The sequence below is a fragment of the Photobacterium ganghwense genome (assembly GCF_017329545.1).
Taxonomy (GTDB): Bacteria; Pseudomonadota; Gammaproteobacteria; order Enterobacterales; family Vibrionaceae; genus Photobacterium; species Photobacterium ganghwense.
Window position 1 is genome coordinate 2,008,183 of the sequence record NZ_CP071325.1, and the last position, 13,620, is coordinate 2,021,802.

General features: G+C 50.0%; 15 protein-coding genes and 1 riboswitch. Of the genes, 10 read left to right on the forward strand and 5 right to left on the reverse strand.

Translation table 11 applies throughout. The features are described 5' to 3' along the window. The first annotated feature begins 119 nt into the window (after positions 1-119). Together torD and FH974_RS09205 are read left to right on the forward strand one after the other, a co-directional pair. Positions 120-770 carry a molecular chaperone TorD gene (gene torD / locus FH974_RS09200; RefSeq protein WP_047885647.1) on the forward strand — a complete coding sequence of 217 codons (651 nt, stop codon included), beginning with the start codon at positions 120-122 and terminating at the stop codon, positions 768-770. Between the two features lie 229 nt (positions 771-999). Next, a complete protein-coding gene (locus FH974_RS09205) occupies positions 1,000-1,575 on the forward strand; it encodes a hypothetical protein (RefSeq protein WP_047885648.1) in 576 nt (191 codons plus the stop codon). A gap of 163 nt (positions 1,576-1,738) precedes the next feature. On the opposite strand, the gene FH974_RS09210 is transcribed toward FH974_RS09205, so the two are convergent. The 5 genes from FH974_RS09210 to hutW all read right to left on the reverse strand — a co-directional run bounded on the left by FH974_RS09210 (position 1,739) and on the right by hutW (position 5,643). After that, complete coding sequence (locus FH974_RS09210; protein ID WP_047885649.1) at positions 1,739-1,948, reverse strand: hypothetical protein; 210 nt, start codon at positions 1,946-1,948, stop codon at positions 1,739-1,741. A 354-nt stretch (positions 1,949-2,302) separates the two neighbouring features. After that, positions 2,303-2,704, reverse strand: a complete 402-nt coding sequence (locus tag FH974_RS09215; protein ID WP_047885650.1) for a hypothetical protein — start codon at positions 2,702-2,704, stop codon at positions 2,303-2,305. Positions 2,705-2,897: 193 nt separating this feature from the next. Beyond that, on the reverse strand, positions 2,898-3,455 hold the full coding sequence (gene hutZ, locus FH974_RS09220) for a heme utilization protein HutZ (RefSeq protein WP_047885651.1): 558 nt from the start codon (positions 3,453-3,455) through the stop codon (positions 2,898-2,900). Beyond that, complete coding sequence (gene hutX / locus FH974_RS09225) at positions 3,452-3,985, reverse strand: heme utilization cystosolic carrier protein HutX (protein WP_047885652.1); 534 nt, start codon at positions 3,983-3,985, stop codon at positions 3,452-3,454. The genes hutZ and hutX overlap by 4 nt, the downstream gene beginning before the upstream one ends. 107 nt (positions 3,986-4,092) lie before the next feature. Further along, positions 4,093-5,643 carry a heme anaerobic degradation radical SAM methyltransferase ChuW/HutW gene (gene hutW, locus FH974_RS09230; RefSeq protein WP_242551817.1) on the reverse strand — a complete coding sequence of 517 codons (1,551 nt, stop codon included), beginning with the start codon at positions 5,641-5,643 and terminating at the stop codon, positions 4,093-4,095. Between the two features lie 467 nt (positions 5,644-6,110). On the opposite strand from hutW, the gene FH974_RS09235 reads away from it, so the two are divergent. The 8 genes from FH974_RS09235 (at position 6,111) to FH974_RS09270 (ending at position 13,515) form a co-directional block, all read left to right on the forward strand. After that, complete coding sequence (locus FH974_RS09235) at positions 6,111-6,878, forward strand: energy transducer TonB (RefSeq protein ID WP_047885730.1); 768 nt, start codon at positions 6,111-6,113, stop codon at positions 6,876-6,878. A gap of 3 nt (positions 6,879-6,881) precedes the next feature. After that, the gene (locus tag FH974_RS09240) at positions 6,882-7,556 is read left to right on the forward strand and encodes a MotA/TolQ/ExbB proton channel family protein (protein WP_047885653.1); all 675 of its coding nucleotides are present in this window, start codon (positions 6,882-6,884) and stop codon (positions 7,554-7,556) included. Next, positions 7,553-7,972: an ExbD/TolR family protein gene (locus FH974_RS09245; RefSeq protein WP_047885654.1), complete on the forward strand. Its 420-nt coding sequence runs from the start codon at positions 7,553-7,555 to the stop codon at positions 7,970-7,972. Before FH974_RS09240 ends, FH974_RS09245 begins: the two co-directional genes overlap by 4 nt. 31 nt (positions 7,973-8,003) lie before the next feature. Continuing rightward, positions 8,004-8,939 (forward strand): heme/hemin ABC transporter substrate-binding protein, encoded by a 936-nt coding sequence (locus tag FH974_RS09250; protein WP_207103224.1) that lies wholly within the window; start codon positions 8,004-8,006, stop codon positions 8,937-8,939. A 46-nt stretch (positions 8,940-8,985) separates the two neighbouring features. Then, positions 8,986-10,023, forward strand: a complete 1,038-nt coding sequence (locus FH974_RS09255; RefSeq protein WP_047885656.1) for a FecCD family ABC transporter permease — start codon at positions 8,986-8,988, stop codon at positions 10,021-10,023. After that, a complete protein-coding gene (locus FH974_RS09260; RefSeq protein ID WP_207103225.1) occupies positions 10,020-10,958 on the forward strand; it encodes a heme ABC transporter ATP-binding protein in 939 nt (312 codons plus the stop codon). Before FH974_RS09255 ends, FH974_RS09260 begins: the two co-directional genes overlap by 4 nt. Before the next feature lie 525 nt (positions 10,959-11,483). After that, a complete protein-coding gene (purR, locus tag FH974_RS09265) occupies positions 11,484-12,491 on the forward strand; it encodes an HTH-type transcriptional repressor PurR (RefSeq protein ID WP_047885657.1) in 1,008 nt (335 codons plus the stop codon). A gap of 203 nt (positions 12,492-12,694) precedes the next feature. Beyond that, positions 12,695-12,801: riboswitch (cyclic di-GMP riboswitch) on the forward strand. A gap of 123 nt (positions 12,802-12,924) precedes the next feature. Continuing rightward, the gene (locus tag FH974_RS09270; RefSeq protein ID WP_047885658.1) at positions 12,925-13,515 is read left to right on the forward strand and encodes a TfoX/Sxy family DNA transformation protein; all 591 of its coding nucleotides are present in this window, start codon (positions 12,925-12,927) and stop codon (positions 13,513-13,515) included. Positions 13,516-13,620: the final 105 nt, after the last annotated feature.

Below are 13,620 nucleotides of genomic sequence, written 5' to 3' on the forward strand. Positions count from 1 at the left end.
TACACCGACCCGTATCGACAAGAGCCTATTCACATATACTAAGGTCAGCACCTTAGCTATCTGAATATGCTTTTCAAACGGCGCATATTAAGACGCCGACAGCCTGATTTGGAGTGATCATGAAAGAACTCATTGCTTTCAACGAACAACGAGCCGAGTTTTACTGGTGGATGTCTTCCCTGTTTGCCCGTGAGCTGACGGCAGAAGACATTGCCCAATACCAGGACGGCGAAATGCTGACCTACCTGTCCGGCCTTGGCATGACCGAAGAACTGAAGCAACCGGTTGACGCATTTCGTGATGCTATCCATCGTCTGGGACAACGCGCAGACGCTCAATTAGAACTGGCTGCCGATTTTTGCGGTCTGTTCCTAAGCACCCCCAAATCCGGTGCTTTGCCATATGCATCCATGTACGTCGGCGAAAGCGGACTGATGAATGACAAACCGGCGCAGGATATGAATCAGTTGCTGGATGAATACGGAATTGCCCAACGTAAGGATTTTAACGAACCGGCCGATCACCTGGCGATCGAGTTGGATTTTCTGGGCAACCTGATTATCATGGCCAATCAGCAAAAGACAGAAGCTGATGCCGAACCGCAGATGCAGGCGCAACTTCACTTTCTGGAAAACATGCTGCTGAACTGGCTGCCGGCGTTTACCAGTGCCGCCAAAGCGCGAGACCCGTTTGGGTTCTATGCGGCCGCAGCCAGCCTGCTGCTGGCCTTCTGCCGACTGGATACCAACTTCCTGAAAGGCGAAGAATAATATCCCCGCTGGTCGTAGCAGCCAGCGGTTTTCCATCACTATCGTGACGTTGCCGGCAGAAGGATTGCCGGCTTTTTTCTGTTATGCTGTTCAGTTTTCGTGCAGTATTCATGACACAATACTGACATATCGATAAACAAGCTTCGATACATTGATTTCAACCGGAAATCGACGTTTCATTCTGGGTTTAGCCCTGAACGAGAAAGTCACAACTAGCAAAGGTTATTCTATGCAAAACAGCTTAACGCGTACTGCCACATTCCCAGCACTTACCCGCAAAGCCATGAAGCTGTCACTACCTGTGATGCTGGCCGCGTTGTTTACGCTGACTCAGCCAGTACAGGCAAGCGAAACGACCGATAACGTTGCCAGTCAAGCCGCGGCCACGAAAGCGACCACACAGCGAATCAATGCGATTCAGCGTGATTTGACCAGCATTCGTCAGCAAGCACTGAAAGCAAACCCGGAACTGGTTGAACAAGCCAAAGCGTTCGAAAGTGCTTACAAAGAGAAAGCACAGGAAATCGGCTATAACCCTGAAGAATTTATTGCTCAGGCCCAAGAGTTGCAGGTAAAGATCCGTGACGAAGGTTTGTCTGAACAAGAGCGTAGCGACCTGCTGCATGAATTTGCGAAAGCAAAGCAAACGCTGGCCAAACAACGCCAGACACTGCTTGAAGATGAATCGCTGATGGCACTGCAAAACGAACTGCAAAACAATACCCTTACAGCGATGAAAAACCACAACCCGAAAACCGAAGAGCTGGTTTCAGAACTCAACCAATTGATTGAGTCTCTTCAGTAACCCCATCCCCCTGGCATTGCCGTGGCTCCCTGTATTCCACGCCGCGGCAATGCATTTTCTCCTGTAGATTGCGCTTCCTCTGCTGATGTGTTGCTTGTGGCATTCTGGCTTGTGGCAGTCTGGCTTCTGGTAGTTTAGCTTCGAGTGCTCCGCCCCTGATGCGTCAAAGCTCGTCATCCGCATACGGACTTAAATCAATCCCCATTTCTTCCGCCATGTCTGCCCAGTAAGGCTCCGCCTCACAAACACAGCAGTCATACCACAATGCAATTCCATCATGCATATTCGTTTTCTGGTGGCTCCCTTCATGTCCGCGTGCAGATTGCGATTGTGATGCCGAAGCCACTTTGCCATGCGCTGTTACTTTTCCCATCTGTCTCCCCTCTCCTTCATCTATACCGCCAACGCTAAATCCGCCCGTTGCCGCGACTTTGCCGGTACAAAGCAATCGGATTAACAATGCTGATTCCGGTTCCAGTTCTCTACAAAGTATAGAAACGACCCAAGAATAGAATCGACCTGAAGTGACAAATAGGAGCGGTAATTGCGTCGTGCCACTACAGCAACAGCGACAGCGACAATGATGGCAGCGCATGCATCTATGACAGAATAAGCGGAGCCGATAAGTAGATGAAAAAAGCCGGTTGGTAAAACCGGCTTATTAGAAGTGACGTTCTACAACAAGGAACGATGGAGACCAGAGACTCATCACCCGCCAGGGCGAATATCACAGCTCAATCGCCTTGTGCTCATTCAATAAGCGGATGCCTTTGAGGTGCTGAGCAAACCACTTCACAATCGCCAGCCCAGCAATCGCTAAGCCAACCACTGGAATGGCTTTAAGCAAGACATCCAGCCAGCTGCTGTGCACCCAGTACGTTGCCCCTGCGACCATGCCGCTCATTGTCGCAGCAGTTACGCTTAGTACCACGAAAAACGTAAAGAAGAGAAAAAACGTACGGATGAGAGTGTAATAATGGCTGTAACTGAATTCATCCGTCCCTTTGTTGAGCTTATACCCGGCGTAAATCACCGCGACAATCCCGGAAATCATCAGTGTCAGTGGGGTCAACAAGCTGGCGATATAGGCAAACCGCAAGCCTTTCATATCCTGATTTTCATTCACCATAATCAAACCTGAAAAAAGGGAAGAATAGGGTTAATTATCACACGGTTTCAGAACTCAGCAAGCCAAGACAGGACAGAGGATGATCATGATCATCGGAATCCGGCAGAGTCCGTTAAAATCCCCTAAACGCACACAGCCCGGCAGTTACACCGGGCTGTGAATGGTTCAATACGGAATCAACCCGTTGATGCTATTACAGTTCTTCAGACGCTTCCGTCACTTCACTGCCATCTTTGATCCGCTTGTGTCCTTCCTGCAGATGGACAAAGTCCACCAGATCATCACCAGATACCTGGAACGCCTGACCAAAGCCTTTAACAAACAGTCCCTGCGTAGGTGACAAACGGAACAAGGTAAAGTCTTCCAGTCCGCTCAGCCCGTCAACGATATCACCGAAACGTGCCTTCAACGCCGCAATCGCGTCCTGCCACTTGTCAGTTGTACGTTCCACCACCGTCACATCAGCTTCAAACGTCAGTCGTTTACGCGCATAAAGCGTCTTTGACAGGCTTTCATCTTCAATCATCATCAGCGAAACCTGCGGGTTTTCCAGCAGGTTTCGGGCGTGCTTGGCAATCTGGCTGATCAATACATAATAACCGTCATCCAGCATAGCAAACGGTGCATAGCTGACATTGGGTTTACCGGCAGCATCGACGGTTGCCAGTTGCAAGGTCTGGCAGGCTTCACGAAATTCTTTAATTTCCGGGCCAAGGCGATTTTGCAGGCGCTCTTGCTTTACTTCACTCATTCTGACTTTTCTCCGTGGAACGCGAATTTTAATTGTTGGAATTTTTCAATTTGTTCTGGGAACAATTGTCGCTGCTTGTCGCGACCAAGATACACCTTGAAGACACATTCACCGCCAGTCGTAAAGAAGCCGATAAAGTAGCTTTCCTGCCCCATGAACGGTTTACTGACCAAGGCGATATCCGAAATACGGTCCAGACGCAGGTGGCCATGCAATTCACCCGGTTTCCCCATTAAATTGTAGTAGCCGCGTGCTTCCTTTCCTTTTGGAAACGGCGCTTTGACTTCAAAGATGGAGCCCATTGAATGCACGATCGTCGTCACTGGCCCCCAGCCGGACAAATCTTCCAGAATTGCTTTGGCGTGCTCACCCGGCAAGCTGACCACCAGCTCTTCAGGCATCGCCATGATGATCTCTCCTTCAGTCACGTCCAGCATCTCAGCCATAGAAACAGCATGTAACTTCGGGTCTTCGGCCAACATCTCAGCAACGTTGGCTTTCAGTGAGGCTAGTGAGATTTTCTCAAACACAATATTTCTCCAGATACTGGCTCCATGACGACAGCTGCCGACGACCGGAACAGATTGATTTCAGTTTTTCACAATTTCTTCATCAGAAAGAGGCGGTTTCTGAGTGATTATGCGGTCAGACGTTCGTTGCCAGTCAAGGCCTGCTCCATCACCTGAATCAGCCCCTGCGCCAACGTGACAGACCAGAACGCTCCCGCCAGGGTCAGCGTGAGGTAACTATCTTGCACGTTAACCAGCCCGTTGCGCTGCCACACCTCAAACAGCGGGTGACACCAGCGGAAAACGTCCCATCCCGCAGCGCGATCCAGCGCTTTTGCTGACAAAGCACCACGATCAAAACCGGCTTTAATGGCGGCATGCACTGCCGCATTGGGCGACATTGTCATCATCATAGCAACCGGGTGTTGACCCTGCCTGACCGCATCGAAATATGACGGTAACTGACGGCATTGCATCAGGCTGATCCCACCTACGTGACCACCGGCACCGGCGCCAAGCGGAAGCACTTCAGCCGACGTTTTCGCCAGGCTGTTATACAGGCTGCGTTCCCGGTTATCCCGCGCCCAATGATTAACACTCAAACGGTGCAGGTGGTGTTTGTCCATCATCTGTACGCCGAGTTCAAACATCCCGGCTTTGCTCGCGGTATCCGCAGGAGGCGGCAAACGCTGGTTAGCCACCAGATCCATCATGGGCGTGCTACCCATAGGGATCAGCTGATACAAATCAACACCATGAGCACCACAATCCAGAAAATCCGTCAGATCCTGCGCCCACACATTCATTGTCTGATATGGCAGACCGTACAGCAGATCAATCACAATAGGGGCATCATTTCTTGCACTAAGCGACTGTATTCGCGCCAGCACCACCTCGCGATCGTCCAGCCGTTTGGCCTTACGTCGCACTTGCGTATTAAAGCTTTGTACCCCGAATGAAAAGCGGTTAAAGCCCCCTTCCAGCGCGGCATCAAACAAAACATCATCAAATCTATTAATTCGCCCTTCCAGGGTGATTTCACAGTCATTCGTCAGTGGAAAATACTGTCGGATTAACTGCCCCAACCGGGCAATATGCCTTGCGGTCAGATCCGTGGGTGTCCCTCCTCCCACATACACAGCCTGAAACGGTGCGGCCTGTGTCCACGGCTGGGCAGCTTTCATTTTCAGTTCCAGCACCAACGCATCGAAATACTCTTCAATGAGCGATGCACTCGCCGCATGCTGGAAAAAATTACAATAGGTGCAACGTACCCGACAAAATGGGATATGCACGTACAAACAACGATTCGCGGGCTTTTCTGCCGCCAGCAACACATTCTCAAACTGAGACTGAAAAAGGTCAGGCGATATAGGCTGCTGGCTGCCACCCGCATGCGCCGAAGCTTTAGTGTCAAACGCAAACCGCAGCGGGTCAGGCGTATGCCGACCTGTTACCGATTCAGGCAACGCTGTCACCTTCAGCTCAAAGCCAGGCGCATGATCTTCGAATGCAATGCCCTGTTGCTGGGGCAACCCATCCTGTGATGTATTATGCTCGGCCGCTGTACACTGGGAAACGTTAACCTTTGATACTTTATGTACTTCTTTCTGATGCATCTCTTTTGTATGCATTTCTTTTTTGTACATTTCTTCTTTGTACACTTTTTCTTTGTACATAGACACTTAAGCCAAAATGGCTTCTCCTCAACGGGCATTGTCTGACGAGCCAGACGACCTTGAGCACCGCAATACCAGCTGTCAGAAAAGAAACTGTTTCAGCATTACCAGTGCTGCGCCTTGTTGAGCGAATAGTGACGACTTTCTCCGGGAAGCGTTGACAAGAGCAAGATTAATACCCACAGCTAGCTCGTCGTTTACACGGCCTGTCTTAACCGGCCACTTCCCATGTAATCTTTTTATCTCACCAACGGAGACGTCCTGTCTGCGTGCATTAATGAGAACATATCTTATTTGCGTGCACTATAATTATCCGCAAACAATATTGCAAATGATAATTGATATTATTACCATTCCATGGATAATGAGAACCGTTATCGAATAGAGTTGTTCAAACAACTCCCCGATTGAAAACCTTTTCCTGTTAAAGCAATAAGATAAAGTAATATTTAGCTTTGGGTGATTCTGTGAACACAAAACGATATGTCATCGCTGGTGCAATTTCTGTCGCGTTCCACGGAATGCTTTTATATACCGTGCCAAATACACAAGTGATGGCGATGCCCATTGGGACAGAATCGACCAGTGTTTCGCTGAATTTGATGTCAGCACCAACCCCATCCGCTTCAGCGCCAACACCGCCGCCGGTCACCCAAAAGTCCAGCGTGACTCAGCCTGTTGAGCAGAAAACTGACATTAAAAAGCTGGTCAAAAAAACGCAATCTGAAGCGAAACCAACCAGCAAACCAGTGCATCACCCTGAACCAAAAGCGAAGCCAAAAACTGAACCAAAAACACAACCCGAGTTTAAAACCTCACGCAAGGTGACAGCGCCACAGCCAGACATACGCCAGTCAGAAGCCGCGCCAAATACGGCTGCCACCAATTCGCAGGATACCCATATAACGGAAACCAAGGCGTCACCCTCAGCGAGCGCAGCCGGGGTCAATAGCCCTGCCCTCGTCAACCAGCCAACCTTTGCCACCAAACCTTCGCCGGTCAGCTATCCGCGTATCGCACGTCGACGTGGACTGGAAGGTCAGGTCACGGTTGAAGTCTGGATTGATGAGAAAGGCAAACAGGTCAAGCAAATGTTAGTGCAGTCCTCCGGTGCGCAGGTACTGGATGAGGCCGCGCTGGACGCGATTAAACGCTGGCGTTTTTCCTCACACATTGTCGATGGGCACGCCATTGCCCATCGGGTTCATATTCCTGTTCGATTCAAGTTGGATTAATTCATGGACACGTTTCAAAGTCTTCAAAACCAGTTCGGCATTATGACTGGCCCTCTGCTGCTGTGTTCAGCACTGACCGTCATGATTCTGGTCGAGCGCAGTATTCAGGTTCTGCGCTGCACCGGTGTCGGCCGAGGGAAAATCAATGCCCTGCTCAGTGCACAAGATCGTGCCGACGAAGCCGGGCTGAATAACCTGGCTCATTCCCTTAAACAGCAGCGCCCTCTGTTGTGTCGGGGGGTCTCAATGCTGATTGCCCATCGCCATTTTGATAAGCCGCTACGTGAAGACGCAGCAGGTATCTGGTTGCAACAACAACGCAGCCAGTTGCGTGCCGGCCTTCGCCTGCTGGGGTTAATTGGTGTCATCAGTCCACTGATTGGTTTATTAGGCACCGTTCTTGGCCTGATTGAAATGTTTAAAGGTATTGCGGCCAGTACCGGCTCTGTCACGCCAGGCGATCTGGCTGATGGACTGGGGCTTGCGATGCGTACCACCGCCGCCGGTCTTCTGATTGCGCTACCGGCCATTACCGGGTCGCAACTACTGGGCCTTTGGGCAGATAAAATCACCGCCAAGCTCGAACACAGCCTGAACCATTGCAACTTATGGCTTGAAGGGCTCACCCTTGAGGGTGCAACCCGCCAACGTACGGCCACTCCGGCGGAACAGTCATGATCCGTACTCATCAAGGCATTAATACGGACGACGATCTGAAGCCTGATCTTACCCCGCTGCTCGACATTATTTTTATCGTCATGGTCTTTCTGCTGCTGACGGCCAGTGTGAAATTGCAATCACTGGACGTCGATTTACCGCAAACCGACACCCGGACACTGCAAACCACACAGGCCGATCCGATCACGATCAACCTGATGTCTCAGTCACCTTACTGGGCCTTGCAGGGAGCAGCTGTGGAGGACTGGGAAACCTTTAAAACTAAGCTGGTTGAGGCTGTCAAAGCCGAACCGGAAAAGCCAGTAGTCATAGGAGCCGATAAAACAGGATCGGTCGAAAACATGCTCAAACTGCTAGCCTTTTTACAGCAAAACAACATCAAAGCCACGCAGCTATTGATGGAAGAAGAAAAGTAATATCAGACGAAGTAATGGAAGAGGAAGAATTATGAAACATCTAGTCATCGCCAGCGCATTACTCATGACGACGGCCACAAGCTTTGCCGCTGAACGTATTATCAGTGCCGGCTCTGCCATTACTGAACTGGTCTACGCATTGGGCGCGCAGAACCAGTTGGTTGGCGTAGATCAAACCAGTAAGTTCATCGTTGCCAGACAAGCTCTTGAAAACTCGGATGCCATAGAGCAAAACGACAAAAGCCAATATGTCAATAACCAATATGTCAAAAACCAAGACGTAAACAATACCGCCATTCCCGTGCTCGGTTATCACCGTCAGCTCGCGGCGGAGAGCCTGCTTTCTCTCAACCCGACCCGTATTCTGGGTTCAAGTGAAATGGGACCGCAAACCACGCTGACCCTGCTGCGTCAAGCCGGTGTGGCAGTAGATGTTCTCAACTCAGGTGAAACCGTCGAAGATCTGCTTGTGCGTATTGAGCAGGTGGGTCGCCTTACTCAGCACAAATCTACCGCACAAGCCCTGCAAAAAGAGGTAAAAGACAAGGTAGCAGCCATTAAAGCCAACCAGGCCAAGACAGAAACGCCGAAAAAAGTTGTATTTCTGATGATTCACGAGGGACGACCAACCAATGTCGCCGGTCGCCATACCCCAGCAGACAGTGTCATCCAACTGGCTGGCGCCATTAACCCGGCAGCCGACAGCATTGAGTCATATAAACCTATTTCACAGGAATCGATTGTCGAGATGCAGCCGGACATTATTCTGATCAGCGAACGTACCTTCAGCCAGCTTGGCAGTGTGGAAGCCTTGCTGCAAAAAATGCCTATGCTGGCAGCCACGCCGGCAGGACAGAATCAAGCCGTTGTGACCATTGATGGTACAGCATTGATTGGCGGACTCGGGATACAAAGCCTGAATGAAGCAGAACGCCTCAACCGCGAATTTTATCCTCAGTCATTCTGAGTCACCCTCAACCTACCCTGAGTCATTTTCCCGAGTAGTACACAACATGCAGTTACAACGACTCCCAACCCGCGTGGTCTTTCCGGCTGGTCTGGCTTTGCTGACAATGACGCTGATCGTCTCAATGACGGTCGGCCCGATGGCAATCAGCGTCAAGGACAGCCTCCATGCGCTTCTGCCGTGGCAGACCGAGCTGCCGACTCATATCAGTATGGTCATTCAGCAAATTCGTCTGCCCCGAACCCTGCTGGGTATTGCCGTTGGTGCCATTCTGGCGCTGTGTGGCGCTGTGATGCAGGGGTTGTTCCGCAACCCGCTGGCTGACCCGGGCATCATTGGGGTATCCGGCGGAGCAAGCCTGGGGGCCGCAGTCGGAATCGTGCTTTTTGCCCCGCTTGCCGCCCTTTCCCCCTACCTGCTCACACTGGGCACAGTGCCCGTGCTCGCTTTTCTGGGCGGCACTGCCACAACGTACCTGGTATACACCTTGGGAACCGATAAAAATGGCACATCCGTTACCGTCATGTTACTGGCAGGGGTTGCTATTGGCGCGCTGTCCGGCGCAGCACTGGGCCTGATGAACTACTATGCCGATGATCAGGCACTGCGAGATCTGTCATTGTGGACATTAGGCTCACTGGCTGGCGCAACCTGGCCCGGCATCGCTCTGGCCTATATGACGCTGGCGCTGCTGATTGTTCTTTTTGATCGCCATGCCAACGCCCTGAATGCCTTTTTGCTGGGAGAAGCAGAAGCTCGTCACCTGGGTGTTAACGTCCAGCACCTGAAACGCAGCCTGATTCTGCTTTGTGCCGCTGGCGTCGGAGTGGCCGTTTCCCTGACCGGGGTGATCGGTTTTGTTGGCCTGATTGTTCCCCATATTTGTCGAATGCTGATCGGGCCGAACCACAAAACCCTGCTTCCGCTGTCCGCTTTGCTTGGCGCTTTACTGCTCCTGATTGCTGACATGCTGGCGCGCGTTGTCGCGGCACCGTCAGAGCTTCCTGTTGGCATCATCACCGCGTTAATTGGCGCGCCATTTTTCATCACACTGTTAGTTAAGCAAAAGGGCAAACTGTCATGAGTGACAACCCAACAACCGTGAACGCTTCGTCCTTTGCACGCCAGCCAGCAAATTCGGCCAACTGCTCGTCTTTGGTAACAAAGCCAATTGTGGTAACAGAGCCCGTAGCAGTCAGCGCCACGGGTTTGAACCTCAGTCTGGGCGACAAAGTGATTCTGGACGACTTCTCGATCGACCTTCGCTCAGGCGAGCTGACTGCACTGTTAGGCCCCAACGGCGCAGGGAAAAGTACCCTGCTGAAAGTTCTGTGTGGTGAACGGAGCGTGTCAGGGGAAATCTGCTATTTCGGCCGCAACCGACAAAACTGGCCACCCCATCAGCTGGCTCAGCATCTCGGCATCCTGCCGCAGCACAGCAGTCTGACATTTGCCTTCACGGCTGAAGAAGTGGTGGCTCTGGGGGCTTTGCCTCTCAATATCTCGCAGGCCCGTACCCGAAAAATTGCCAGTGAAAAAATGGCGCAGGTAGACGTGACTGCCCTGTCTTCACGTCTGTACCCGACCTTATCCGGCGGAGAAAAACAGCGGGTTCATTTTGCCCGCGTGCTGACACAATTAAGTCAGGCGGGCGAACAGTGCGTTCTGATGCTTGATGAACCGACCTCAGCGTTAGATCTGGCGCATCAGCACAACACGTTACGCGTCGCCAGAGACATGGCTCGGGCCGGCGCGGCGGTCATCGTCGTCATCCATGATCTGAACCTTGCTGCTCAGTACGCTGACCGGTTAGTTATCATGAACAACGGCAAAATCCAGGCAGATGGTAGCCCGCAGCATGCGTTAAGCGAATCGCTCATTGAAACCGTATATGGCTGGCCGGTATGCATCAGCCACCACCCGGTCGACGGCTACCCTGTCGTGTTACCGGCAGGTGAAAACGCAAACCGAAAAAAGGCAGAAAACAGAGCCGCTATTACTATCAATCAAACCTCGTGAAGCAGAGTGATAACGCCGCTTCAAGTGAAAAGACCACGGTTTTATAAGAGCGGAAACATCGTTGATTGAGCGAAATTAGTACCGGTTGTCGCGCAGCAAGCACAACCGGTATTTTTATTCCATGCAAACTGATTTATTGCAGGATATTAAATTTGTTTCAAATCAAGTTATTACCGTAACAATAAATTGCAGCGCAGAGCCTTGTTACAAGCAAAATATTGATAACTGTCAATAAATATCCATGACTTTGGCCAGAAACATTGCACTATTGGCCACACTCAGTAAAATGTGATCGCAAGCGATTAAACAATGCAAATGATCCATGCAACGCGTTTTATTAGCGCGGGTACGATTTTTTGTTATCAGAGATGAAGCCGCCCGTTCGAGATGCGGCCTTTTGGCGTTTCTGGTAATTCCACCTAACAGAATAGTGAATGGCATCCCTGACATCGCAACTCATCACTGTCCTCTTAGGTAATGCATTCAATTTAAAGGTCTGCGGACCCATTCACTAGAAGAATAACTATGGCAACGATTAAAGATGTTGCACGTATGGCTGGTGTTTCAACCACCACCGTTTCACACGTGATCAACAAAACACGCTTCGTGGCTGAAGCAACACAGAAGAAAGTTCTCGCGGCGGTTGAAGAGCTGAACTACGCACCAAGTGCCGTAGCACGAAGCCTGAAGTGCAATACAACCCGTACCATCGGCATGCTGGTAACCAAATCGACCAACCCGTTTTTCGCTGAAGTTGTCCACGGCGTTGAAGAATATTGCTACGGTGAAGGCTATACGCTGATTCTGTGTAACACCGAAGGTAACCTGGAAAAGCAAAGAGATTACCTGCGTATGCTGGCCGAAAAACGTGTAGATGGCCTGCTGGTGATGTGTTCGGATCTTGACGAGCAACTATTGGAACTGCTGGAGCGCCAGAAAGATCTGCCGATGGTGATCATGGACTGGGGTCCGGAAAGCCCGCACACCGATAAAATTCAGGACAATGCTGAACTTGGCGGCTACGTGGCAACCAAATTCTTTATTGAGCACGGCCACAAGGAAATTGGCTGTCTGACTGGCCACGCAGAAAAAGCGGCCTGTCGCGAACGCCTGAAAGGTTTCCGCAAGGCAATGACAGAAGCCGGACTAGACATCAATGAAGACTGGATTCTGGAAGGTGACTTCGAATGTGAATCTGCGGTAAAAGCGGCCAACACATTTATGGCAATGGAAAAGCGTCCAACCGCGATTTTCTGCTTCAATGACATCATGGCGATGGGCATGATCAGTACATTTGAGCAAGCCGGTATCCGTGTACCTGACGATATGTCGATCATTGGCTACGATAACATCGACTTGGCACCGTATTTTTCACCGCCACTGACCACTATCCACCAGCCTAAACGCCGTTTGGGTAAGAGTGCGGTTGAGATTCTGATGGATCGCGTGAAGAACAAAGAACACGAGCATCAGGTTTTTGAAATGATACCAGAACTGGTCGTTCGCAAATCAGTGCGTAACCTGAACAGCTAATATGCATAACTTGATGACAAATGTATGACAAACCGGAGATTTTTATCTCCGGTTTTTTTGTACCACTTTTGACTTAAACAGTAATAAATTCACAACATTAGAAGTATATCACTATAAAAATTGTGAGATATTACTGGGAGCAATATCACACTTTAAAAGTTGGGAGCAAGTTCAAAATAATCTTCTGAGATATGCTTTAGGTGTCACGAACAAGGCAAACCTATCGAAAGGTAGGGACGCAAAGCTTCCGGCCTAAGAGTAGGCAGTTTTATTTTTAAAGCAGTCAACTTATGGTAGCGGGGTTGCCGATGGATATAGCAGATAACATCAGGAAATAATTTCACTTTTCCCTGACAGTTCGTTTTACAACTCTGCTATTCTTGAATCCTCGCTCGTTGTTAGGTGACCTAGTAACAATTCACCGAGAAGACGCATGGACAAACCAGTACTCAAAGATTCATTACGCCTTTTTAATAATTTCGATAACGTCAAATCACGCTCAATGTTTGGCGGCTTTGGCATATTTTCTGGCGAAACAATGTTTGCACTCGTGGTAAATGACAAACTGCATTTACGGGCGAATGCCGACAATGAAAAGGAATATAAATCCGCAGGAATGAAACCTTATGTATATAAGAAACGTGGCTTTCCTGTTGTAACCAAACATTATGCCATTCCTGAAGAGTGGTGGGACGATACTGATAAAATTCTGGCTCAGGCGAAATTGTCTTTATCTGCCGCTAAAGCAGATAAAGAAATAAAAAATAACACCTCTCCCAATCGAATCAAAGATTTACCCAATCTTCGCCTGGCGAATGAGAGGATGTTGAAAAAAGCCGGAATAACCACAGTGGATGAGCTGTATGAAGCCGGTGCCCTGAATGCGTATAAAGCGCTACAGAGCACTCATGAAGGCGAAGTAAGTATCGACTTACTGTGGGCTTTGGAAGGAGCAATCAGTGGCAAGCACTGGTCTGTTATCCCGAAAGAGCGGCGCTCAGAACTTCTTGCGAAATTAAGTTAATCGCAACCTGACACATATAAAAGAGATCTTCGGATCTCTTTTTTATTCCCAACATATTTTTGGCTCTGCAATGACAGAATAATGTCATTCCCTGTCAAACATTGA